Annotated in this window: 22 protein-coding genes and 2 pseudogenes; 9 read left to right on the top strand and 15 right to left on the bottom strand. The window is 33.0% G+C overall.

Annotation, left to right across the window (positions count from 1 at the left end):
* Positions 1–143 precede the first annotated feature (143 nt).
* The 8 genes and pseudogenes from tatA (at position 144) to hfq (ending at position 6127) form a co-directional block, all read left to right on the top strand.
* Positions 144–326 (top strand): twin-arginine translocase TatA/TatE family subunit, encoded by a 183-nt coding sequence (tatA, locus tag KGI96_RS08380; protein ID WP_211597255.1) that lies wholly within the window; start codon positions 144–146, stop codon positions 324–326.
* Positions 327–334: 8 nt separating this feature from the next.
* Positions 335–611, top strand: a pseudogene (tatB, locus tag KGI96_RS11215) (Sec-independent protein translocase protein TatB); the annotation flags it as partial.
* A gap of 150 nt (positions 612–761) precedes the next feature.
* Complete coding sequence (tatC, locus tag KGI96_RS08370; protein ID WP_211597257.1) at positions 762–1481, top strand: twin-arginine translocase subunit TatC; 720 nt, start codon at positions 762–764, stop codon at positions 1479–1481.
* A 52-nt stretch (positions 1482–1533) separates the two neighbouring features.
* Complete coding sequence (locus KGI96_RS08365; protein ID WP_211597258.1) at positions 1534–2463, top strand: hypothetical protein; 930 nt, start codon at positions 1534–1536, stop codon at positions 2461–2463.
* A 96-nt stretch (positions 2464–2559) separates the two neighbouring features.
* Entirely contained in the window at positions 2560–3699 is a 1140-nt protein-coding gene (locus KGI96_RS08360; protein ID WP_211597259.1) for a hypothetical protein, read from the top strand.
* 11 nt (positions 3700–3710) lie between these two features.
* Positions 3711–4725: pseudogene (gene hemB / locus KGI96_RS08355) on the top strand (porphobilinogen synthase).
* 87 nt (positions 4726–4812) lie between these two features.
* Complete coding sequence (gene miaA / locus KGI96_RS08350; protein ID WP_211597260.1) at positions 4813–5745, top strand: tRNA (adenosine(37)-N6)-dimethylallyltransferase MiaA; 933 nt, start codon at positions 4813–4815, stop codon at positions 5743–5745.
* Between the two features lie 91 nt (positions 5746–5836).
* Positions 5837–6127 carry an RNA chaperone Hfq gene (gene hfq, locus KGI96_RS08345; RefSeq protein WP_211597261.1) on the top strand — a complete coding sequence of 97 codons (291 nt, stop codon included), beginning with the start codon at positions 5837–5839 and terminating at the stop codon, positions 6125–6127.
* Positions 6128–6203: 76 nt separating this feature from the next.
* Here the strand turns inward: hfq and cpdA are convergent, their stop codons facing one another.
* The 15 genes from cpdA to KGI96_RS08270 form a co-directional block, all read right to left on the bottom strand.
* Positions 6204–7028, bottom strand: coding sequence for a 3',5'-cyclic-AMP phosphodiesterase (gene cpdA / locus KGI96_RS08340; protein WP_211597262.1), 825 nt, complete (start codon positions 7026–7028; stop codon positions 6204–6206).
* Positions 7029–7120: 92 nt separating this feature from the next.
* Positions 7121–7735 (bottom strand): ADP-ribose diphosphatase, encoded by a 615-nt coding sequence (gene nudF / locus KGI96_RS08335; RefSeq protein WP_211597263.1) that lies wholly within the window; start codon positions 7733–7735, stop codon positions 7121–7123.
* Entirely contained in the window at positions 7735–8436 is a 702-nt protein-coding gene (locus tag KGI96_RS08330; RefSeq protein WP_211597264.1) for a 4'-phosphopantetheinyl transferase family protein, read from the bottom strand. Before KGI96_RS08330 ends, nudF begins: the two co-directional genes overlap by 1 nt.
* Positions 8437–8453: 17 nt before the next feature.
* Positions 8454–9827, bottom strand: coding sequence for a Trk system potassium transporter TrkA (gene trkA, locus KGI96_RS08325; RefSeq protein ID WP_211597265.1), 1374 nt, complete (start codon positions 9825–9827; stop codon positions 8454–8456).
* 9 nt (positions 9828–9836) lie between these two features.
* The gene (rsmB, locus tag KGI96_RS08320; protein ID WP_211597266.1) at positions 9837–11144 is read right to left on the bottom strand and encodes a 16S rRNA (cytosine(967)-C(5))-methyltransferase RsmB; all 1308 of its coding nucleotides are present in this window, start codon (positions 11142–11144) and stop codon (positions 9837–9839) included.
* 109 nt (positions 11145–11253) lie between these two features.
* A complete protein-coding gene (locus KGI96_RS08315) occupies positions 11254–11946 on the bottom strand; it encodes a DUF637 domain-containing protein (protein ID WP_213156591.1) in 693 nt (230 codons plus the stop codon).
* A 45-nt stretch (positions 11947–11991) separates the two neighbouring features.
* On the bottom strand, positions 11992–12249 hold the full coding sequence (locus KGI96_RS08310) for a hypothetical protein (RefSeq protein WP_211597267.1): 258 nt from the start codon (positions 12247–12249) through the stop codon (positions 11992–11994).
* Positions 12246–12989 carry a VENN motif pre-toxin domain-containing protein gene (locus tag KGI96_RS08305; protein WP_211597268.1) on the bottom strand — a complete coding sequence of 248 codons (744 nt, stop codon included), beginning with the start codon at positions 12987–12989 and terminating at the stop codon, positions 12246–12248. The genes KGI96_RS08310 and KGI96_RS08305 overlap by 4 nt, the downstream gene beginning before the upstream one ends.
* A 211-nt stretch (positions 12990–13200) precedes the next feature.
* Positions 13201–13803 (bottom strand): hypothetical protein, encoded by a 603-nt coding sequence (locus tag KGI96_RS08300; RefSeq protein ID WP_211597269.1) that lies wholly within the window; start codon positions 13801–13803, stop codon positions 13201–13203.
* Positions 13803–14495 carry a VENN motif pre-toxin domain-containing protein gene (locus tag KGI96_RS08295; RefSeq protein ID WP_211597270.1) on the bottom strand — a complete coding sequence of 231 codons (693 nt, stop codon included), beginning with the start codon at positions 14493–14495 and terminating at the stop codon, positions 13803–13805. Before KGI96_RS08295 ends, KGI96_RS08300 begins: the two co-directional genes overlap by 1 nt.
* Positions 14496–14591: 96 nt before the next feature.
* A complete protein-coding gene (locus KGI96_RS08290) occupies positions 14592–15302 on the bottom strand; it encodes a hypothetical protein (protein ID WP_211597271.1) in 711 nt (236 codons plus the stop codon).
* Entirely contained in the window at positions 15299–15619 is a 321-nt protein-coding gene (locus KGI96_RS08285) for a hypothetical protein (protein WP_211597272.1), read from the bottom strand. Before KGI96_RS08285 ends, KGI96_RS08290 begins: the two co-directional genes overlap by 4 nt.
* Complete coding sequence (locus KGI96_RS08280; protein WP_211597273.1) at positions 15583–16869, bottom strand: DUF637 domain-containing protein; 1287 nt, start codon at positions 16867–16869, stop codon at positions 15583–15585. Before KGI96_RS08280 ends, KGI96_RS08285 begins: the two co-directional genes overlap by 37 nt.
* An 83-nt stretch (positions 16870–16952) precedes the next feature.
* Positions 16953–17783, bottom strand: coding sequence for an immunity 49 family protein (locus KGI96_RS08275; protein WP_211597274.1), 831 nt, complete (start codon positions 17781–17783; stop codon positions 16953–16955).
* A 15-nt stretch (positions 17784–17798) separates the two neighbouring features.
* Positions 17799–24104 (bottom strand): two-partner secretion domain-containing protein, encoded by a 6306-nt coding sequence (locus tag KGI96_RS08270; protein ID WP_213156430.1) that lies wholly within the window; start codon positions 24102–24104, stop codon positions 17799–17801.
* A 149-nt stretch (positions 24105–24253) separates the two neighbouring features.
* On the opposite strand from KGI96_RS08270, the gene KGI96_RS08265 reads away from it, so the two are divergent.
* The gene (locus KGI96_RS08265) at positions 24254–25993 is read left to right on the top strand and encodes a ShlB/FhaC/HecB family hemolysin secretion/activation protein (RefSeq protein WP_211597276.1); all 1740 of its coding nucleotides are present in this window, start codon (positions 24254–24256) and stop codon (positions 25991–25993) included.
* The last annotated feature ends 40 nt before the right edge of the window (positions 25994–26033 follow it).

The raw sequence follows: 26033 nt of genomic DNA, 5'->3' as shown, positions 1-26033 counted from the left end.
AATTTGGCTTGTTATTATAAAAAATAAGCGGTTACTTTATGCAAAATTTTTGCAAATTTTGAAACAAATGTCACCGCTTACTGTTTTTTTATTAAAAAACTCGTATAATTAAACGGTTGAATTTTAATTAAAAGGAACAAATTATGGGTGGAATTAGTTTATGGCAATTACTACTGATTGTAGTGGTAGTGGTGTTACTTTTTGGTACTAAAAAATTACGTTCGCTAGGATCTGATCTAGGTGAGTCTGTCAAAGGCTTTAAAAAAGCAATGAAAGATGAACAGTCTGAAGAGAATCAAATTTCAAAAAAATCCGATCAAGAATAGGTTAATATATGTTTGATATTGGCTTTTCTGAATTATTGCTTATTTTTATTATTGGATTAGTTGTTTTAGGTCCTCAACGTCTTCCTCTTGCAATAAAAACGGTAATGGGGTGGGTCGGTGCTATTAAAAATCTTGCAAATAATGTGCGTGATGAACTATCTGAAGAATTGAGATTACAAGAGTTACAAGAAAGTATCAAAAAGGCAGAAAAAATGAATTTACAGAGTTTATCTCCCGAACTTTCTGAAACAATAAGTGATTTAAAACGTTCTGCGAAGGAATTAGAAGAGAGTATCAAAAAAGACATACCTCAAAGAGATGAAAATACACCTTATGAAGATGAGTTAGCCGAATTGGCGGAAGACGATGAGGATATTGAAGAAATATATGAAGATAATTATCCTCAAGAGAAAAAAGAGATGAGAGGGAAAGAGAATGTCAGTTGAGCAGTCACAACCTTTAATTAGTCATCTCGTTGAATTACGTAGTCGTTTGTTACATTCACTTGCTTGTATTGGTATTGTTTTTGTTTTATTGGTATTTTGGGCAAATGATATTTATTCATTGTTAGCAACACCTTTAACTGAGCGTTTACCCTCTGGTGCAACAATGATTGCCACCAATGTAGCGACACCTTTTTTTACACCAATTAAATTAACACTTGTGGTTGCTGTATTCTTATCTGTTCCTTATATTTTGTATCAAATATGGGCATTTGTGGCTCCCGCTCTTTATAAACATGAAAAACGTTTGGTTTATCCATTACTTGTTTCTAGCACGTTACTATTCTATGTTGGGGTTGCTTTTGCTTATTATGTGGTTTTTCCATTAGTATTTGGTTTTTTAACCAGTACCACCCCAGAAGGGGTAACAATGGCAACGGATATTGCCAGTTATCTTGATTTTATTTTAACTATTTTTTTAGCGTTTGGTGTTTGTTTTGAAGTCCCTGTTGCTATTATTCTATTGTGTTGGGCAGGGGTAACGACAGTAAAAGATTTAAAAGCAAAACGACCTTATATTATTGTGATTGCTTTTGTTATTGGAATGTTACTTACACCTCCAGATATGTTTTCACAAACATTGTTGGCTATTCCAATGGTTCTATTATTTGAAGTCGGGTTGATTTTTTCTCAATTTTATGAGAAAAAATAACCATAAACAGATATAATTGTAATTTGTTACTATTTTAACTAAGGATTTAAAAATGAAGAAACTCGTTTTTTTACTTACTAGCATAATTACTTTTTTACCTATGTATGCTCAAGCTTCTATTTGTGATGTTATTATACATTCTAGTAAATCTCTCAAAACGACTCGAGATGAAGTTCGTAAATATAATAATTTTGATAATGTAAGAATTTTAAAAAGTGGAGGATGGTTTTTAGTTTCTGTTGCAAATCTGAATAAACAAGCATCTGAGCAAATTTTAAATGAATGGAAAGCACAAGGAAAAATTCCTAATGATAGTTATTGTTCTTCGGTAAGATATCCGTTATTTGAAAATTCTCCTTACAATAAAAAAGTGACTAAATCTACAAAAGTGGAAGCTATTCAAGGGAAGAAAGAGTCAGAACCAAGAGTTGAGCAGAAAGCAGTTATTCACAAAAATAACGAAGTTAAAAAAGAAAATATTGTTCAAAAACCTATGCCTCAAACAGAAACAAATGTTACCAAGGTAGAAGTAAAGAATGAAAAAATTCAACAACCAGTAGAAAAAAATGTGACAAAAAGTAATGTAGATCCTCAGGCTAAATTGATGATATCTGAGTTCAATAAAAAAATTGCTAACTATCAGAAAAACAAACTAAATTTTATTGATTCTTATAATAAAACTAATAATGCCTTAAACTTAACATTACAATCACCAACACAAGATAATTTGTCACAATATGAAAGATTGTTACAAGCTCTTTTGGAGGCTGAAAAAGTGTTGATTGAATCGTATAATAATGTGGTTAATGATTATAAAATAAATATGGAATCTTTTAATAAAATTAAAGAGGTAGATAAATTACCTTCTTTCCTAAAAAATGAACGAATGAATATTGAAATGATCTCGAACAAAATTTCAGAAATGAATGGTAGATTGTGTCAAAATAAAATTTTTAAGCATAATTGTTATGCAAATTTGTGATACATCATTCAATGTAAGATCACACCTTTCTAAAAAAGATGATCTGATATAATCTATCAAATTATTGATAGGTATTTAAATTTAAAGGATACAAATATGAAAAAATTAGTTATTTTATTTATTGGCATTGTCTCTTTTTTACCTGGTTATGTTCAAGCTAAGACCTGCAGTATAATTGTTTATTCTGGGACATCTCTTAAAATGGCAAAAAAAACAGTGTTAGTAGCAAAGAAATATAAACACTTTGATAATGTAACTATTTTAAAAAATAATGGGAAGTATCTCGTTTCTGTTGCAAATGTTAATAAAGTATTATCTGATGGAATATTAGAAGAATGGAAAGAAGAGAAAATAATTCCCCAAAATAGTTTCTGTTTAATAAAAAAATATACAAGGAGCAACAGTAAAACAACAACAAAAAAAATAGCACCAGTAATGCAGGTTAAGCGAAAATTATCTAAATCGGATAAGAGTAACGTTTGTGATGTTATTATTCATTCTAGTAAATCTCTTCAGACAACTAGAGATGAAGTACGTAAATATAAGAATTTTAATAATGTAACGATTTTAAAAAGTAAACAGGGGTGGTTTTTAGTTTCTGTTGCAAATCTGAATAAACAAGCATCTGAGCAAATTTTAAATGAATGGAAAGCACAAGGAAAAATTCCTAATGATAGTTATTGTTCTTCGGTAAGATATCCACTGTTTGAAAATTCTCCTTACAATAAAAGGATCATTAAAACTAAGAAAGAACCAATATTTCAAACCGATAAAAATGTTGTAAAAACAGAAAATAAGAATGAGACTGTTCAACGACAAGAAAAAAAAGTGATAGAAAGAAGTAATGTAGATGTAGTCTCTGAGGCTGAGTTGAGTATATTTGAATTTAATAAAAAAATTGCTAAATATCAGAAAAATAAATTGAATTTTATTGATTCTTATAACAAAACCAATAATGCATTAAAATTAACACTACAATCACCAACACAAGATAATTTATCGCAATATGAAAGATTATTACAAGGTCTTTTTGTTATTGAAAAAGTGTTGATTGAATCGTACAATAGTGTGGTTAATGATTATAAAATAAATATGGAGTATTTTAATAAAATTAAAGGAGTAGATAAATTACCTTCTTTCTTAAAAAGTGAACAAAAAAATATTGAAATGATCTCAAATAAAATTTCAAAAATGAATACTAGATTGTGTCAAAATAAAAGTTTTAACTGTAACTAACTATAACCATTATGCAAATTTGTTATTCATCTTTTCCAAATCGTCGCTTACGCCGTTTACGTAAGCACGATTTTAGTCGTCGTCTGGTGGCAGAAAATCAACTAACAGTGAATGATTTGATTTATCCTGTATTTGTGATTGAAGGAGAAAATCAGCGAGTGCCTGTACCTTCAATGCCAAATATAGAACGATTAACTATTGATCAACTATTAATTGAAGCGAAGTTACTCGTAAGATATGGTGTACCTGCCATCACATTGTTTCCAGTAGTAGAAAGACAAAAAATCATTAATGGCAGAAGAAGCTTATAACCCTGATGGGCTAGTACAACGCACTGTTCGAGCATTAAAGCAGGCATATCCAGAATTAGGCATCATAACAGATGTTGCGTTAGATCCTTTTACTACTCACGGTCAGGATGGAATTATTGATAATAGGGGCTATGTTTTAAATGATGTCACCAAAGATATTTTAGTAAAACAAGCTCTTTCTCATGCACAAGCTGGAGCAGATATTGTGGCTCCTAGTGATATGATGGACGGACGTATTGGCGCTATACGCGAAGAACTTGAACAGCACGGCTTTATTAATACACAAATAATGGCTTATTCTGCTAAATATGCCTCAAATTACTATGGACCTTTCCGAGATGCAGTGGGTTCATCAAGTAATTTGAAAGGTGGTGATAAAAAGACCTATCAGCTTGATCCTGCTAATGGAAATGAAGGGTTACACGAAGTTGCTCTTGATATTCAAGAAGGGGCAGATATGGTAATGGTTAAACCAGGGATTCCTTATTTAGATATGGTATGGCGTGTTAAAGAGCAGTTTGGTGTACCTACTTTTGCTTATCAAGTTTCTGGTGAGTATGCAATGCATCTGGCTGCCATTCAAAACGGTTGGCTTAAAGAAAAAGAGTGTATAATGGAATCACTGCTTTGCTTTAAACGAGCAGGTGCGGATGGAATTTTAACCTATTTTGCGAAACAAGTTGCACAATGGTTATATGAAGATCAATACCGCTAAATAAAATAATTTGAATTTAAGCGGTCACATTTGTAAGAAAATTTGCAAAAGTGACCGCTTGTTTATTTTCTACAAAAGGCTATTTTTATGCAAAAACCTCTCGCTATTTTTTTAATGGGTCCTACCGCTTCAGGAAAAACAGATCTTGCTATCCAATTAAGAAAAAATTTACCCGTTGAAGTTATCAGTGTTGATTCAGCCTTAATTTATAAAGGTATGGATATTGGCACCGCTAAGCCAACTAAACAAGAGTTGGCTCAGGCACCACATCGTTTAATTGATATTATCGATCCTGCAGAATCCTATTCTGTTGCAAATTTCTGTGAAGATGCACGACAAGAAATGGCTGAAATTACGACAGCAGGGAAAATTCCTCTTTTAGTTGGAGGTACAATGCTGTATTACAAAGGCTTGGTGGAAGGACTTTCACCCTTACCTTCTTCGCAACCAGAAATAAGGGAAAGAATTCAAGCTAAAGCGGAAAAAATAGGCTGGGTAGAATTACATAAAGAGTTATTAAGTATTGACCCTGTTGCAGGACAACGTATTAATGAAAATGATAGCCAACGAATTGGACGAGCCTTAGAGGTCTTTTATATTTCAGGTAAAACAATGACAGAGTTAATCGCTCAAAAAGGAGAGGTATTACCCTATGATGTTTTGCAATTTGCAATCTCTCCTCAAGATCGAGCTATATTACATCAACGAATAGAACAGCGTTTTCATAAAATGATAGATCTTGGTTTTAAACAAGAGGTTGAGCGGTTATTTGAACGTAAAGATTTACATATTGATTTGCCTTCAATTCGTTGTGTCGGTTATCGCCAAATGTGGGAGCACTTGCAAGGTGATATTTCTCTTGATGACGCAATTTTTAAAGGTATCTGTGCCACAAGACAGCTTGCTAAACGTCAAATAACTTGGTTGCGAGGATGGAAAAGTGAGATAGAATGGTTGGATAGTCTAGAACTAGATAATTCTTATATTAAAATGAAAAAGATCATTGAGTTAAAATTATAAAAGGGTATAATTTTATCGATTTATTGTATTTTTATTACTTTTAATCGTACTATTCTTTCGTATAAAACAATAATTAAAAGGAACGATTGTTATGGCAAAAGGTCAATCTTTACAAGATCCATATTTAAATTCACTACGCCGTGAAAGGATTCCTGTTTCTATTTATCTCGTTAATGGAATTAAGTTACAAGGTCAAATTGAATCATTTGATCAGTTTGTTATTTTATTAAAAAATACAGTGAGTCAAATGGTATATAAGCATGCTATTTCGACTATTGTTCCTGCACGAGCAATATCTCATAATAACAATAATCATCCACAAGCTACCCCTCAATCTTGTAATCAAGCAGAGTCTCAAGTTGAAAGTGTCGGTACAGAGTAGTTTTAAGGCTGAAATTTCTTATAAAAACCAAGTGAAAACTAAATTCGTTTGGTTTTTTTCGTTTATTCAAAAGGATCTAGTACCCTTCTGCGCTAAAATCAGGTAAGAATTCATTTGTTGCAAGACGTTTAACCTCTGTATTTATTGAACCATCTGGATGTAAAACTATTTCTCGCCAACCTTGTGGAATTAAGTCTAGAGTAAAATTATTGCTATTGGGTTTGAATTGAATACAAGTTGAAGGCGTAGATAAAATACGTATACCTTTCCATATTTGATCCATTTCTTGATGAATATGTCCGTGAATAATGGCTTTGATATTGTGATAAGGTTTTATTATTTGGGCAAAATCGTGGACATTGCGTAAACTGTGTTGATCTAACCAAGCAGAATAAGTTGGTAAGATATTATGATGTAATGCGATCAAAGTATAACGCTCTTTGTTTTGCTCTAATTTTGTGTGTAACCAATCTAATTGGTGTGAACTTAATTTGCCGTATGGTACCCCAAATACTTGGCTATCTAGCATTAAAATCTGCCATTTATCTCCAATTAAAATTTGTTTTTGTGGGTTAATTTGTGAATACTGTTGTAATGGTTTTTCCATTTGAGCTTGATCGTGATTACCTGGTAACCAAAAAATAGGTTTCTCTAGTGGTTCTACCATTTTTGCAAAGCAGTGATAACCTTGTTCATTATGATCTTGTACTAAGTCTCCAGTTGCTAACACAAGCTCAAACTGAAACGGGTTATCTAAAATAGCATCCAGCACAGCTTGAAAACTGTTAGTTGTATTCATTCCTAACAATTGTTCATTTCTTTTCGAAAACAAATGCGTATCCGTAATTTGTAAAATACGGATACTTTCATTTTTTTGAAGTGGTTGATAAAAATAATCCATTACTGATTTCATTAAAAATAAAGTGTAACTACTTTACCTATTTCATAAAAAAAATCAGCAAGAAATGTTTAAATTTGTGAACTAAATCTTATTTATTTTCTAAATTTGTGATAATTTAACTGTAACCACTGCAATCCTAGAACAGCAATTACATTATCGATCTTGCCTTCTTCTATCCATTGATAGGCTATTTCACGCGAGACAATATGCACCAAAATATCTTCATTTTCTTCTTCTAAGCCATAGATTCCACCGACATTAGTTGTATCTACTAATCCTAAATAAATATGTAATTTTTCTGCCATTCCCCCTGGGCTATCCCAAACCGTTAAGGCGTGTTGAATGTTTTCTACTGTTAAGCCAGCTTCTTCCTTACTTTCACGGATAGCGACTTCTTCAGGGCTTTCATCGGTATCTATCATTCCTGCGATCAATTCTAATAACCACGGTGATTTTTTACTTTCAGGTTCATAAGCACCAATTCTAACTTGTTCAATTAAGACCACATTATCTTTAACGGGATCATAAGCAATTAAAGCAGAGGCTGCACCTTTCATTAAAAGTTCTCGACACACTTCACCACTCATTCCACCTGCATAAAGTTTATGGCGAAAGAACACTTTTTTGAGTTCAAAATGCCCTTTATAAACAGTTTCTTCACGTAAGATTTCAATATCTTTTTGATTAAATTGTAAAACTTTACTCATTATTTCTCCTTATTAACTTGATATACAAGCGGTAATATTTTTTCTATTTTTTGCAAATTTCCTTGATGATATTGTGAGATTTCAGGCACAGCTGAACCTTCAAAAAAATAGCACAAATAAAAAGGTAACTGGTTGAAAAAGTGTAATCTGCCTGTGGGACAATATTTACACTCAATAGTTTTCTGAGTAGGCGAATGACTGACCTCTCGTAATTTAACAATGCCCACGCCTTGTGATTTCAAGATTGCTTCTCGTAAGCACCAGCTGAGATAAAAATGCTCAACTAACTTATCAGGATCTTTTAATAAATAGTCTTTTTCTAATTCACTCGCATAATAGTCTAACAAGGCTTTATAGCGACGTGTTTTTTTTGGGGCTTCAATATCAATGCCTACCACTTTTTTATGGCTAGAATAACTAAAAATCACAGCAACCCAATCACCTGAATGACTAATATTAAAATCAATACGTTCATCTGTCACAAAAGGACGACCTGTTGATGTTTTTTGAATATTATTCAGCAAATTGAGATCTAATTGATATTTTTCAAAAAGTTGTGTCAAAAGAAAACGAGCTGTCTGGCGACTTTTCCATTTCTGGATTTGGCGAGTATTTAGACTTTCATCGACCGCTGGCACATCATTCGCCCATAAATATTCATCATTACGAGCAAAGACAATTTCCAAGCGGTCAGATTGCATCAGCTTTTTACCTGTTTTTATAAGAAAGTCGCACTTAATTGGAATAGTTTTTCAATATCTTCCACTTGACGTTGATCATTTAAGAATAAAATTAAATGATCTTCTGCCTCAATTTTTATCGATTTATGAGCAATCAACACTTCATCATTACGCACAATCGCCCCAACCACTGCCCCTGATGGTAATTTCAGCTCTTTAATTTCTTTGCCAACCACTTTTGAGGTTTCTTCATCACCATGAGCAATAATTTCTAAACCCTCAACCATTCCTTGATTAAGTGAGGCGACTTTCACTATGTCACCTCGTCTTACATGAGTGAGCAAGGTTGAAATGGTGGTTTGCTGTGGCGAGATCACCAAATCAATTGCACCACCTTGAATTAAGTCTAAATACACATTGCGTTGCACGAGTACAAGGGTTTTCTTCGCCCCCATTCGTTTTGCCAACAATGCTGACATAATATTGGTTTCATCGTCTTCTGTTAAGGCTAGGAAAAGATCAATATTTTCAATATGTTCTTCAAATAAAAGTTCACGATCGGAGGCTTTACCATTTAATACCAATGTTTTTGATAATTTTTCAGCAAGCAATTCCGCTTTTTCAGGATTTTCTTCAATCAGTTTTACACTACATTGATTTTCTAGGGAATTGGCGAGCTTGGTCGCAATATCACCTCCCCCCACAATCATAATACGCTTTGGTTGTTTTTCGAGGCGTTGTAGTTCACTCATTATTGCTTTTATATGCACTTTTTCACACATAAAGAAAACGTCATCATCCGCTTCAATAATAGTGGTTGCTTGTGGCACAATGGTTCGTCCTTGACGAATAATAGAAACAATACGTGCCTCAATATGAGGTAAGTGCTCTTTTAGTGCAGAAATTGGATAACCAACCAAAGGACCACCATAATAGGCTTTAATACTGACTAGTGACACTTTATTATCCGCAAAATGAGCGATTTGTAATGCCCCAGAATAATCAATTAGTTGGAAAATTTGCTCGGTAATCAATAATTCAGGTGCGATAATATGATCGATAGGTAATACTTTGTTACTAAATAAAATATCACGTTCACGCACATAATCAGGATTGCGAATACGAGCCAGCTTAGTCGGAATTTTAAATAGTGTATAAGCAATTTGGCACGCAATCATATTGGTATCATCACTATTCGTCACCGCCACCAACAAATCCGCATCGCTTGCCCCAGCTTCTCGTAAAATACGAGGTGACGCACCGTTGCCTTGAATAACCTGCAAATCGTGTTTAGCTTGTAAGCCTGCTAACATCGTTTCATCATCGTCAATAATGGTAATTTCATTATCTCTTACAAGGTTCTCCGCAAGGCTTGAACCCACTTGTCCTGCACCTAAAATTATAATTTTCATAATAACTCTTTAATTATCTGTTTTTATTAACTTCGCATAAAAGAAACCATCGCCACCTTGTGCGTTCGGGAAAAACTGTTTCATTGTAACCTTTTCACCATTAAAATCCATTTCAACCAGTTTAGCATTAGCGGTATTTTCTACAAAACGTTGAATTTGTTCGCTATTTTCATCAGGTAAAATCGAACAGGTTGCATAAAGTAGCGTGCCGTTTGGTTTTAAACGTTGCCACATTGCATTGAGGATTTTCGTCTGTAATTTCACTAACTCCGCAATATCACTCTCTTTACGTAACCATTTAATATCAGGGTGTCGGCGAATAATTCCCGTTGCGGAACAAGGCACATCTAATAAAATACGATCAAACATTAGCTCTTTTTCTAACCATAAATCAGGCTGACTTGCATCGCCACAAATCACAGTTGCGGTTTGATTTAAACGTTGTAAGTTCTCGCTCACACGTTTTAAGCGATTTTTTTCAATATCTAAGGCAATCACGTTAGCTTGCGGTGTTTGCTCTAAAATATGGGTCGTTTTGCCACCCGGTGCGGCACAAGCGTCTAAAATCAATTCATCATTTTGTGGTTCAAGTAACTTCGCTGACCATTGCGCGTGTCCGTCTTGTACTGTCACAAAGCCTTTCTCAAAATCTGGTAAGCTTGACACCGCCACAGGATTATTGAGCATAATCGCACAATCAGGCACGCAACAAGCGGTGACATCTTTATCAATTTTTGCAAAATTTTCATTTAATCGTACCGCATATTCATCTCTGGTTGTATGCTGAGTGTTTACTCGCAACCACATTGGCGGACGTTCATTATTGGCATCAACAATTTCTCGCCAATTTGGATAGGCTTTTTTCAACTTATTCACAAACCATTCAGGGTGATTGGTTTGCCAGTTCTTATCGACCTTCGCTAAAATGCTTTCCTGCTCACGCAAAAACTGACGTAACACACCGTTGATTAACCCTTTAAAACTCTGTAACTTTAATTCTTTACTCGCATTAACTACTTCACCTACTGCCGCGTGAGTAGGCACTCGCATATATAAAATTTGGTATAAACCCACCAATAATAAGCAATGTACCAAGCGTGTTTTACCTTTCAATGGCTTGGTCACTAATAAGCGAATAACCCATTCTAAGCGAGGTAGTACACGACATACCCCAAAGGTAATTTCTTGTACAAAAGGAATATCTTTTTCTGCTAATTTAGGTTGAGCTTCTACCATTAATGCCGAAAGGGATTGTCCTTTGTCTAGTACTTGTAAAATAAGTTGTGCTGCCACAGCACGAGATGATTGTTTTTTCATTAAAACTCGATCTAAATTTATTACGATTTTTGGCTGGTAACTTTACCATTTTTTTAGGTTGAATTATAGCGGTAAGATTTTAGTGATTTTTTGTAAAAGTATTAATTAATTAAATTAATACAATCTTTGCACTATTGGTTGCAGTATTAACATCAACATCAACATCAACATCAACAACCAAAGCAACGGAACCTGCAGTTAATTTAGCAATATTCAGAATTTTAGCTTTATCTTCTGGGGTTAAATTGCCTTCTTGTCCTTGTTCAACTAAATAGTCACCGACCATCTCCCCAACAACAGCTCCTAATGTTCCTGCTTCACAGCTTTGTTTATTGCCTTTTGCGGATAAACAGCATACTCCTCCAGCCACTAATTTATGGGCGAGATTGCTGGCAAAATCTTCCGCATCTATTGGTTTAACTACTTTTGTAAACACTTTAGCTGAAACGACATTAACTAATGCAGCTCGCAGGCTATTAGTTAAGGCTTTTTCTAAATCTGTACCGTTAATAGCTACATCAACCAGTGCATTGCTCACACCCGTTGCTACACCATTAGCTAAATCACCAGCAAAGCCATCTCCCATACTGGTGATATTTAGTTTTTCACCAATACCTGCGGTTAATGCCGCGGTTGCCATTCCTCTTACAGTTTCACTATGCCCTAAATCTTTTAGAGTTCGGGTTATATCTCCTTTGTTATTAATAAGGCTAATGGATGCTTGAGAGGCAAGGTTTGCAAAAGTAGCATTTACAACCGCACTTCCTAATACGGTTGTTGTACCTAATAATGAAGTACCAATTCCCGTCCCTGTGCCTCTTTACTTTAAAGCCCTCAGTTATATAATTTAACTCTTTCTGTTACAAGCCAGAATCTTATCTGCTGTTTGTTTTTTTTGAATTAGAGTAGAACTTGTTCCAATATTAGACTCAAAATGATTTAATAAAGCTATAATTTGATGACTACTAATATCGTTTTTAGCTAAAACTTTATAGAGACTTTTAGCATATTCATCATATTCATCGAAAAGTAGATTATTTGAGTTTATTCCTATCGGATCCCATTCTTCAAAAAGTATCTTTTTCAAATCTTTTAAATTTATCATTTAGAAACTCCTAAGATTGTTTTTATAGTATTATCAAAATAATCTTTACTATAAGTCGTGATAATTTTTCCTTGAGAATTTAAAACAACAGCTGTTTCTGTAGTAAGATATAAATGATTTCCACTGCTTTGTTTCAGAACAACTTTAGGATTTTTAACGGCTTTCATAACCATTTCTGAAGTTACTCCTCTAGTTAACTTTTGTTTAATATAATGATCTGTTAATTGTGTAATATTTATATTTGGCTTATGAACAACCGTACCAACTTTACCAAAACTTTGCCCAATGAGAGCCGTATTATTCATAGATTTACTAAAAATCTCTTTTATTTTTGTAGCCGCCTTTCCTTTATTAGCATTATTGAGCTCTGTACCCACCACTAAATCAAGTACAGCAAATCCATCCTCTATTGTTAATTCACCATCAAATAAAGTAATTAAATCATCAGCAATATCAAAGCCTTCTTCTTTTAAGGCTTTCTTTAAATCTTTAATCGTTACTTTGCCTTTCTTGGTTGCAATCTTAAATACTTTCTTTCCTACTTTATATGTAGTAGTAACTATTTTTAAAGAATTATTTTCAACCGCTACTCCCGCACTATTCGTCGCTGCATTAACATCAACACCTGCAACCAAAGCAACAGAGCCTGCGGTTAATTTAGCAATATTTAGAATTCTTGCTTTATCTTCTGGAGTTAAATTGTTTTCCTGTCCTTGTTCAACTAAGTAGTCACCGACCATTTCCCCAACAGCAGCCCCTAACGCTCCTGCTTCACAACTTTGCTTTTTACCTTTTGCTGATAAACAGCCAACGCTACTGGCAACTAATTTGTAGGAAAAACAAACTAATACATAACTTGTTCTAATTTAGGTATGATTAGTGTATATGTAAATATCCGAGGGTCTTAAGACACTAAAAATTTATTTTTTAATAGTATGTATTATACTAATATCAATGCCGTTTAAATTCTGTAATTACTTCCCCAAAATTTTTAGGAGGGATATATTCGATATCATGCTCTGGATCCATAGTTACAGATACCCCAATATTTGGATATTCACTGAATATATCTTTACACTCATAGTTTTTTAGCATGAGTTCAAATGAAAATGGAGAGTCAGAAGCTCTTAAAAAGCTACCTGTACTAACATCGAAAAGATATACATTACATAATTCCCGAATCCAACACCGAAATAAGAAAATAATATCCTTTTCTTCTAAAAAATTAATATTTTGTTTCTCTATGTATAATAGTTTTTTAATGGCGTTTTTTTTATTCATTCCATAAAAAAAACAATCATTAACTATTGCTATATTAGTATGTACTATAATATGAGATGCTAAAAATCCACATCCTAAAGAATCTTTTTGTTTAGTTGAAAATTCATCATAAAATTCTTTTAAGAATGCTATAAAATCATCTTCAATTGAAAGATATTCTGAGATATTACTTACTCCGTTTTGTGCAATATAATCCTCAATATCCCACCAACTTGACTTAGTAATCTCAACTTCATTTTTAAACCTAGAGAGATTAAAAAAATTAAATCCCATTATTTACCTACCTTATTTAAATGAATATCATAACTACCGATTCTATCGTTTTCTATACTACGTCCGCTTTTAGCTGCATTTATAGCAGATTTTTCATCATTAAACCCTTTAAATACATCTCCTTTATGACTGGTATTAGATCTGATTAGATATTTGGGATTACCTTTTTTATTATAAAGTAATATTTGTCCACTTACTTTTTTAGGCTCATAGCCTTTTTTTATTGCTATAGCACTTAGTTCTTTAAAAGTATAGGGGTTTTTATTTACGCCCCGCTTGAGAATAATCATATCTACTTTTTGTTTACGATTATTGAACTCTGTGCCTACCACTAAATCAAGTACAGCAAGTGCATCATCTACCGTTAATTCGCCATCAAATAAAGTAATTAAATCATCAGCAATATCAAAGCCTTCTTCTTTTAAGGCTTTCTTTAAATCTTTAATCGTTACTTTGCCTTTCTTGGTTGCAATCTTAAATACTTTCTTTCCGACTTTATATGTAGTAGTAACTATTTTTAAAGAATTATTCTCAACAGCCACTCCCGCACTATTAGTTGCTGTATTAACATCAACACCCACAACTAAAGCAACAGAACCTGCTGTTAATTTAACAATATTCAGAATTTTTGCTTTATCCTCTGGGGTTAAATCGCCTTCTTGTCCTTGTTCAACTAAATAGTCACCGACCATCTCCCCCAATAATAGCCCCGAACACTCGTGCTTCACGATTTTGTTTTTAATTTACAAGAGCGTAACATAGGCTATTTGTTAAGGCTTTTTCTAAATCTATTCTGCTACAAGTATTTCTACTAAATCTTTATCTAAAGAATAAAAAAGAGTACTTAAATCCACAGAATAGGATTTGATCATCATTAATTCTTTACCTATTTCTTCCCTATTATCTTGTTGAATAAAAGATTCTAATCTTATTATATGGTTGTCTAATTCTGTTAAACTTTCCCTAATATATTTTTCCCAGTTATGAGAATAGCTAATTTTACAATGAGCTATATCTAGTTCACTTATTTGAAAATTATGTTTATTTATAAAATAAATCATCAGATTTCTTAATAAATCAAGTTTATCTAAATTGGCTAATTGGCTAATTTCTGTATTTGGTTTTTCTATCACATAATTAAATTCTCCTCCTTGATAGTTCAAAGCTAATATCTTTTCTAATGAATCTCGGAATCCATCAAAAAAACCGCCAATATCAATACAAACTGAACCTGTTATTGCTAATGCTCCTCCAATTGCTTCTTTATCATTATTTCTAACACCAGTATCTAGTAAATCTATCCACTTATATAATCTTACTAAATCACCTTCTAACTCCTTTTCCCAAGATATAGAATAATCAGCATCCCAATTACAATGTTTTGTTTCTGGATTCCAATCATCTATAAGCTCTTCATTTGTAATACCATTTTTATTTAAGATAAACATCATAATGTGTTTTAATATATCTAATCTTTTTAAGTTTTTTAGTTGACTCATCTTAATATCCTTTTTTCTTTTCTAGCAATTTCTGTTTTTTTAAAATTTCTAGTACCATTTAAATTTAAAACATGCTTAAAATTTCCTCTTTTATCAAAAACTTCAAGGTGGTCCTTGTGCTTATTATCTAAATAAAATTGGTCGCCTTTTTTAATAAACTCTCCTATTTTCTTTTTAGCTTCATATACTGATTGACCTTGATACATCTTAGCTGTTTGTTTTGATATGGAACCTACCAACTTTCCAAAATCAGTATGTTTAAAGAATTGTGACATATTATCTACGCTAATAACTGCACGCCCAAAGATTTCTCCCAATTTTTAGCAGCTTTTCCTCTATTAGCATTGTTGAGCTCTGTTCCTATCACCAAATCAAGAATAGCAAATCCATCTTCTATTGTTAATTCACCATCAAATAAAGTAATTAAATCATCTGCAATATCAAAGCCTTCTTCTTTTAAGGCTTTCTTTAAATCTTTAAGACGCACTTTTCCTTTCTTAACCGCAATCTTAAATACTTTTTTACCTATTTTATATGTAGTGGTAATTAATTTTAGAGAATTGTTCTCAACAGCCACTCCCGCACTATTAGTTGCTGTATTAACATCAACACCTACAACCAAAGCAACGGAACCTGCAGTTAATTTAGCAATATTCAGAATTTTTGCTTTATCTTCTGGAGTTAAATCACCTTCTTGCCCTTGTTCAACTAAATAGTCACCGACCATCTCCCCAACAACAGCTCCTAATGCTCCTGCTTCACAGCTTTGTTTATTGCCTTTTGCGGATAAACAGCCCACTCCTCCAGCCACTAATTTATGGGCGAGATTACTAGCAAAATCATCTGCATCTATTGGCTTAACGACTTTTGTAAAGACTTTGGCTGATACAACATTCACTAACGCTGCTCGCAGACTATTCTTTAAAGCATCTTCTAAATCTGTACCGTTAATAGCCGCATCAACCAATGCGTTGCTCACACCCGTTGCTACACCATTAGCTAAATCACCAGCAAAGCCATCTCCTATACTGGTGATATTTAGTTTTTCACCAATACCTGCGGTTAATGCTGCGGTTGCCATTCCTCTTACTGTTTCACTATGTCCTAAGTCTTTTAGAGTTCGAGTTATATCCCCTTTGTTATTAATAAGACTGATGGACGCTTGAGACGCAAGACTTGCAAAAGCTGCATTTGCAACCGCACTTCCTAATACGGTTGTTGTACCTAATAATGAAGCGCCAATTCCCGCTCCTGCACCGCCTGTTGCAACGGTTACTGCAATCGCAATTATTGCCGCTGCTGGTCCTGTTAATCCTTCTTGTTTATAGTTCCAGCTCCTTTGGATTAGTTCAACTTGTTTCCAGTTGATTTTATGTTTTTTATCTAACTCTTTCAGATACTCATAACCTGGCTGTTTTGATAATTCAATCGCTAACTTTCCTAATTCTTGCTGAGTTAACAGTTGTTTTTTTACTGCTTCATTATCTTTCACACTAATACTAATAGGAACAGTGATATCTATACCATTTGCAGTTGTAATAGTTGGTGTATGGGTAAATTTAGGCATTTGTGCAGTGGTCGTTACATTGCCTGAATTTACCTGTTTTTGCCATACTATATTACTTTTTTCTTGAGTGTGTACGTTGATTATTAAATTTTATAATTTTTCATAAAATCAAACTCATCAACATATTCATCAAGTGGTGTCATAGGTAACCACTCGTTAGGAATATAAGGATTATCTACTTGCAGTTCATAGCCGTGATACAAAGCTAATTTTAAATATAAAAGCACAGGGGTGCAGATTAAATCTTTGGTATAACCGCTTTCATAACTTTTTCTACGCCCCATAACCTTAGGCTCAAGCAGTTTATCTATTACTTTTTGCATACCTTGAACATCGCCATTCGCTAGACCTAAATAAAATTTATGATCTAACATATATTGCTTACCCCTACCACTTTTCGGTGGATTAGCAAGTATCGTTTCACAGCGTTGTTTTAACTCTTTCCAATCACCACGCAATGCCACAAAAAATTGTTTTGTGTAAAAATCTGGTGAATTTGGATTGTTTGACTGCTTGCCAAATAGTTGATCTAGTTTGGCATATTCTTTAATGAGTGGCACATGGTTTGAAAGTAAAAACCACACACCTTCCCATGCCATATTTTCATAAGCAAAAAGTTCTTCGCAATCATAATAACTGTAAGGAGGTTGGGAACACACATAAAACAACTTACTGTAGTTATAACATAAGTGTCTGACTGCATTTACATCAGGATTATGAAACCAATCATAAATTAGTTTTAGATCACAATATCCTTGTAAGCTTCTAAAACAAGTGTAAAAATTATCCTCTTTGAGAACAATTCTATTGCATAAAAAGTCTTTCCTTTCAGGTTTATTTATCCAACCTGAAGAATAATGCGAAATTACATGTTGTAATCGTTCTTGAGCTTTTTTATTTTCTAATATTTTCATAATTTATTACCTCTTTTATGGTTTTTTATTAGGTACAACAACAGGAACAAACTTGATATCACCTGTACGTTTATCAACACCAATAACAGCTGTTTTTAAGGTGCCACTTTCCAATGCATCTTCAATGGCATTTTTAGCAGGTCCATCTGGTAAATTTCTTACTGTTTCACGAATATGAGCATCACTCAACTGATTACCGGGTTTACTTGTACCAACTTTACTTGCTCCGCCATTTTTTAATTGCTTTGAATCTAAAATAATAGTTACATTGCCATTGCTGTCTTTTACAACATGGTCAAAACCTTTATTGCCTCCATATTTTGAACCAGCTAGCTCTTTTAGATTTGCATCTTTTAAAATAGAGCTGGTTAGTGCTTCTGTTTTCTTACCCGTTATATCCCCGTTTTTGATAATATCATCTATGATATTTTGTTGTGTTGGAGATAATTCTGATTTTTTAATCTGATTACCAAATATATTTAATTTTTTACCAGAAATATATCCAGATATAGTTGCCTCAGCAGGTGTATTCGACTTAATTTTATCTCCAACTTCTGTAATCTTACAACAATCCGCATTATGCACCCAAAGTCCAATCTCTCCTATATGATAAGTATGGAACTCTTGAACTTCAAAGTTATAAACGGTATCGGTTTTGTCTAGCTTTTCTTGGCTGATAATAGTTGCAGTTGCCTTGCCTTCTTTATCCAGCATTCGCATACCGCTTTCAAGAATTGATGCTTTTCTCCAACCTTGCCCATCTATAAAGAATGGATGCTCTTCTGTGGTGTTAAACGTTTCCTCTAAACCGTTATTATGCTTAACTTTAACCGCATAAATAGGCTGATTTTCTGTTGCCTTGGTTACTATAACTGGTTTGTAAGCATAGTTATCCCCAAATTCTTCTCTTGACCAAACCAGTTCACCAATACCTATTTCTTCTATTGGTTTAATTCCATTGATGGTGTGAATTGGTGTTCCTGCAACAAAACAACTAATTCCACTACAGACCATATTATTTTTTACTATATCTAGATCTACTTTACCTATTTTCTTTAACCTAAGGTTTTTTAGCATTTTAATAGAAGGAGCAGGAATAAAGATACCAACAACAGATGTACCTCCTTTTATTCTATTTCTTACTTTTTCTGGCATTTCATTCCAACGGGTTGAAATATGTTTTCCCGTATTTTCATCAAGATATGTAATTGTTGCATCAATTGCACTATCTGCATATTCCAGTATATCCAATACAATTTTGGTTTTTTCAGGGTAATATTTCGCAGACAACTCAATAGCACTACTAACACCCGCTGCCATTGCTTTAGATAAAGGATCATCTCCTTTTCCTATCTGCTCTAAACCCTCTATTGGATCGCCATCACCAGAGTAAAAAATATAACTTCCAGCTGCAATAATTCCAGCAATACAAGCACCACCACAAAGTCCATTATTTTCTATAGCAAGTTCTGCACTATTTGAAGCAACATTAACATCGGTGTTTGTTAGTAAAGCGATACTTGCTGCTGTTAGTTTACCTATATTTTTAATATATTTAATTTCATCATCTGTTAAAGGGCTGAGAACAGAGCCATCTTTGAGTACAATATATTTTTGAGATGGTTTTACCATATAATCAGCGACCATTTCCCCAACAACAGCGCCTAATGCTCCTGCTTCACAGCTTTGTTTATTGCCTTTTGCGGATAAACAGCCTACTCCTCCAGCTACTAATTTATGGGCAAGATTGCTGGCAAAATCATCTGCATCTATTGGCTTAACGACTTTTGTAAAGACTTTGGCTGATACAACATTCACTAACGCTGCTCGCAGACTATTCTTTAAAGCATCTTCTAAATCTGTACCGTTAATAGCCGCATCAACCAATGCGTTGCTCACACCCGTTGCTACACCATTAGCTAAATCACCAGCAAAGCCATCTCCTATACTGGTGATATTTAGTTTTTCACCAATACCTGCGGTTAATGCCGCGGTTGCCATTCCTCTTACTGTTTCACTATGTCCTAAGTCTTTTAGAGTTCGAGTTATATCCCCTTTGTTATTAATAAGACTGATTGACGCTTGAGACGCAAGACTTGCAAAAGCTGCATTTGCAACCGCACTTCCTAATACGGTTGTCGTACCTAATAATGAAGCGCCAATTCCCGCTCCTGCACCGCCTGTTGCAACGGTTACTGCAATCGCAATTATTGCCGCAGCTGGCCCTGTTAGCCCTTCTTGTTTATAGTTCCAGTTTTTTTGTATTAACTCAACTTGTTTCCAGTTGATTTTATGTTTTTTATCTAACTCTTTCAGATACTCATAACCTGGCTGTTTTGATAATTCAATCGCTAACTTTCCTAGTTCTTGCTGAGTTAACAGTTGTTTTTTTACTGCTTCATTATCTTTCACACTAATACTAATAGGAACAGTGATATCTATACCATTTGCAGTTGTAATAGTTGGTGTATGGGTAAATTTAGGCATTTGTGCAGTGGTCGTTACATTGCCTGAATTTACCTGTTTTTGCCATACTATATTGCTTTTTTCTTGGGTGTGTACATTGGTAATTTGTTTGATTATTGGTTGTAAGATTAATTTTGCATCTTTATCCGCATATTTACCTACTCCCACTTTAATATCAGCAGGTTTTAAAGTTTCAAAGATGGTACCTTGTAATAAAGTATTATGACCAGATTTTGTATATGCTTTTTCTCCGATTAATTTTGCTGGAAGCTGTTCAATAACATCTCGGGCATCATTGGTATGATCTTTATTATATCTTATGCCTAAGAAGCTGGATTTTTTGGTTACATCTTCTGTGCTATTTTCTCTATTTTCAATGGCGTATAGATATAATCCCTTACCTGCTGAAATATTTATTTTTCCATTGTTATTTGCTTCAAATTTTGAACCATAAACCCTAATATCACCATCAGATTTAAGGTTGATATTTTTAGCCTTTATATTAGAAGTAATGGCATAACTATTTTCTTTGGTTTTGGTTGTAGTCTTTCTTTTCTTTTTAAGACCTAGCCATGAATGAGAAGTGCTAGTATGCTGACTTCCATCCATAAAACTAATTTGCGAAGACTCTAGAAGAGTATCACCAGTAATAGATGCTATATTTACATTATCCTTAGCGTTAATATTAGCACTATTGATAATGACTGCATTATTAATACCCCCTAATTTTTTGTTGCCTTTTCCTGCAATATTTATATCCTTATTTGCAGTAAGTTTTGCTTGGTTCACAAGTTGATGGAGCATATAGTTTGAACCAGTAATTTTGCCATTAGATGCATCGCCTCTATGATATAGATCCGCAAGGGCTGTAACTCGAATGGTTTCACCTGTGGCTAAATTTCCATCTGCTATAATATTGATACCACCTTTATTACTGGTAATATCAGAACCCTCAAGGAGTATGCCTCCTTCTTTAGTGACTATATTTACATCATTAGTTGCTTTGATATTCACTTCTTTGTGTTCTTCGCCTGTGCTAGTGTTTTTTGATATATTTAGTATATTTTCAAAATCTGTTTTTAGATTATTGTATTTATTATTGGCTAATTTATATCTAGTGAACCGTTCAAAATTAGGCGGCTTCGGTAAATTTTTTAGACTATTTTTTAATAAATCAAATTCATTTTTAGAAAGCGTTGAATAGTTTGATTTTTCAGTTAATAAACTAAATACCTTTTTATAATCTTCTAAAAGAATCATTTGTTCTTTAGAAAAATTAAAATTAGAGCTATTAACTACCTGATTAAAAAATCTTAGAATAGGAAATCTGTTTTTTAAATTTGAAACATTTACAGAATTATGATTTTTATATTGCTCTAATTCACTAGATATTTGATTTAAAGATTTATAAGTAACAAATATAAAACTTTCCATACCATTAGGCACATAAACAGTTGATGGTTTCATATTCTCAATATACTCGTTAAGAGCATTAATTTTATGTTGTGATACTTTATCTTTAAAACTACTTTTCACTCCTTTGAGTTTTACACTACCATCAGTTGCGGTAATATTAGTCCCTTTATTATGGGAAGAGATATTAGCACCTTCAATAACAACCTCTTTTCCACTTAAATTAACATCTCCAATCGTTGTTAAGTTAACCACTTTTTCAGAACCAACTCCTTCTTTTCCGCTAATTCCTTTAAGGTGCAAAGTTCCTTTTTGAGAGGAAATAATAATATCTGCATTTATACCTTTGTTAGTTGGTGTATGAGCCAAGTTTGCATCGGCAATGGTTACATTTTTGACACCATTAATCCCTATTACTCCTGTACTACTCATCGTTGAATGAGTAATAGTGGTTTCTCCTTGAGTGCTTAGATTTATATTACCGACTGATTTAGAGTCTTTATTATTAATAATTACCTTATCCAGATTAATATTTTTATTCGCATTAATAATTGTCGAGTCTGTTTTTAAATCACTATTAGTTACATTAATATCTTTATCTGCAGCTAAAATTGTTGAATTTGCATTGATATTAACTTTGTCAATATTAAGGTTATTTTTTTGAGAAATTGCAACTACTGCACCGTTATCACTATTTAGCGTACTATTTTCTAAGGTTGCTTGTTGTTTCTCGCCGATAACTTGAATACCATTTTTTGCGGTAATATGACTATTGCTAACAGTTGCTTTATTTCCTTTGAGTAGAAATGAGTTTCCTACTTCAATATTTTTTGTATTTTTTATTTGGGCTGATTTATTACCTTGAATAATAATATTTTTAGCTATAACTTTATTATCCTTATTATCAATAATAACTCCACCTTGAGAACCAATATTCATATTCTCTTTAGCTTTCACTATACTATTATGAATAACAGTAACAGATTTATTTTTATTATTACCAGAATCAATATAAAGATTATTACCTCTAACCAATGCATTATTGAGTAACAAGTTATTATCAGAATGAATATTTGTAATATGTTTTGATGCTGCAACTCCTTGATTCACCATCGTAATATTTTTATTTGCATTTATTAGCAAATCACTATTTGAGACAATTCCTCCTTTATTATTTATTGTAATATTTCTACCTGCATTTAAATAAACGTTATTTCTTATATGGTTATTTTTTTCTGGTTGCTTTGATTTTATTCTTCCTTTTTCTAGTACAATATCAGTTTCAGCTTTTATATCAATCATTCCATAACTACTAATCATCCCATAGCTATTAATTGTTCCTTTATGCTCAATTTCTTTAGCTTCAATACCAATATATCCTGTATCCTTGCTTGAAGTTTCAATTGTACCGATATTTTCAATCTTCCCTGAGCTATTAAGTACCACTCTTGAACCCGCAGAAATATTACCCGCATTGCGTACACCCACACCATTTTCATTTCCGACTAAGGTAATTGAATTAGCATAGATTCCTCCTAAAGCGGTCACATCAATTGCAATATTTGCACTTTTTTGTTTTTCAGTATTTGTTTTATCTGTGGTAGTTAATAAGTCATAACTAACGTTGTTAGTACCTGAAATAAGATTTATGCTATGTTTGCTATTCATCTTGCCGTTTACTTCAATTGCTTTTGCAATAACATCTACATAATTGGCATTCTCTTCTGCTTTACCTCCTAAGGCATAACCATTTTTATTATTGTTGAATGACACCTTTCCTTTATCAACATTAATAGTATCTATTTCACCATTAAGAATTTTTGCATTACCTGTGGTAAGAGTGGCTCTATTAGCATTAATAAAACCAAGCCCATTTACTTGTAAACCAGCAGGATTTGCAATAATGACATCAGCTTTTTGTCCACCAATTTCTATATTTCCCGCTAATTGTGATGGAGAGGTACTGCGTACTTCATTTAAAATAGTACTAGCAGTACCTTTGGCAAGATATTGGTTACCTTTAATATTTCCAGCTAAATGTGTGTTAGCTCCTCCAATACTATTGTTTAACACAACACCATTATCACCAATATTAAATTGATTATAACTATTATGGGATAAACCCTTACTATTCGGGGTACGAATATTAACAATAGGCGTACCATTGTTTGCTTTTAAAAGTAATGCTCTTTGATTTTTAGGAATATTATTTGCAGTATTATTAATCTGAGTATTCGTTGCTAATACTTGTTGAATTGTTAATATTTGAGAGCATAAAATGGCTAAGGCTAGCTTGCTATATGATGGTATTTTGTTATCAATTTTTTTACTATTTTGTTGTTTATGTTCTCTAGATTTACTATGGTTCTTGGCAATTTCACCTACTACCATCAACATTCCGCGGGCTTTGTTGAATATCACTCGATAGCATTGTTTGTTCATAAAGATTAGCTCCTATAATAAATATAAAATTAATATGCTTTCTAAGAATGATAAAATTATATCTAGCAATAAAAATAAATGCAATTGATAATGATTTGTATTTATGATATAATTGTAATACATTGATAATATGACTAATATATAACTATATGAAGGTAGGAAATCTATTTAATACTGCATTATTTTTAATCGCATTCTCTTTGGTAACAGATGCTTATGCCAAAAATATAAATGAAATTAACCAAACTCAATATCAACAATTTAAACAACATATTGAGCAGCTTACAGCACAAAAATCTCGACCATTTACACCATTAAAACAAGAAATACAAACAAATATTGATAAAATTGTAGAAAATGAAACACCCTGTTTTATTATTAATGAGTTGCAAATAAAAACACCTAATGATGCTCGAAGCACTTTTATTGATAGTATTAGCCATTTAAGAAAAGGGAAATATAGTATTATCGGTCAATGCATTGGGCTGCAAGGATTAAACCAAATTTCTCGTAGTATTCAAAATAAGCTATTAGAACAAGGTTATATAACCTCTCAAGCCATAATTCAGTCACAAGATTTAACGACAGGCAATTTGGTCATTACCATTATTCCAGGGCGCTTAAATAATATCTTAATGAGCAATCATTCAACAAAGAAAGTGACGACTTATAATGCATTAACATTAAAAAGTGGTGATATTATTAATTTAAGAGATATTGAAACAAGTTTAGAAAACTTACGTTTACCTCAATCAGCCAATGTTAATATTCAAGTTATTCCATCTATCAATGAAAATAGTGATCCTGATAATGGTATTAGTGATTTTATACTCAATTATAAAAGAACCTTCCCGCTACATTTTAATGTAAATATTGATGATTCAGGAAGTAAAGATACAGGGAAATATAAGGCAACATTCTCCAGTGTCGTAGATAATCCATTAAATATAAATGATGTATTAGATTTGTCTTATTCACACACCATTGAACAATGGAATCATACACAAACCAAATCTAATTCAAGTAACTTTTATGTAGGCTATACATTACCAATTAAAAATTGGATGTTGTCTTTCAGCCATAGTAATCATAACTTCCATCAAACGCTTATAGGGTTAAATAATGATATTGTTTATAGCGGTAAAACTATTCAGGAGCAAGTAGAACTACAACGTATTTTATATAGAAATAGTGAATTAAAAACATCTATGACCCTTGGCGGCTATTATAAAAAATCACAGAATTTTTTTGATGATGAAGAAATTGAAGTTCAACGTCGCAAATCTTTTGCTTGGAGCTTTGGGTTACAACATCAATATCAAACTAAATTAGGGGATATAAAGTTTGGGATAAAATATCAACATGGTACAGGCGCTTTTTCTGCTATACCAGCCCCAGAAAGCTATGTCAGCAACGTTGAGTCTAAACCTAGTATTTGGTCAATAAACGCAAGTTGGCAATATCCGTTTCAGTTATTAAATCAACCTTATCAATATAAAATTAATATATTTGGACAATATAGTCGCCATCATTTGATACCACAAGATCTCTTAAGTATTGGTGGTCGTTATTCTGTACGAGGTTTTGATGGAGAGTATAGTTTATCAGGTGAAAAAGGGTTAGTTGTTCAACAAGAACTGGGGCGCTTGGTACGTTTATCAAGTATAAAAAATATAACATTAATGCCATATCTTACACTAGATTATGGCTTTGTTAGTGGTGAAAGTACTCGGCATTTAGCTGGAAAAAGCTTAGCAGGCTCAACACTAGGAGTAAAAATATTTGGTTCTCATCTCTCATTAGATGCTTTTATTGGATATGGTATTAAAGCTCCTAAAAAAATTAAGAAAGATTTAGTAACTGGCTTTAAAGTTTCTATTTTTTATTAGCTTGATTTGATGTGTAAGAACTAGGATAGCGGTATGATTT

The organism is Phocoenobacter atlanticus subsp. cyclopteri, assembly GCF_018343795.1.
Classification (GTDB): Bacteria; Pseudomonadota; Gammaproteobacteria; order Enterobacterales; family Pasteurellaceae; genus Phocoenobacter; species Phocoenobacter atlanticus.
The sequence above is the reverse complement of the archived record's forward strand: the minus strand, read 5'-3'. Positions and strand labels throughout refer to the sequence as shown.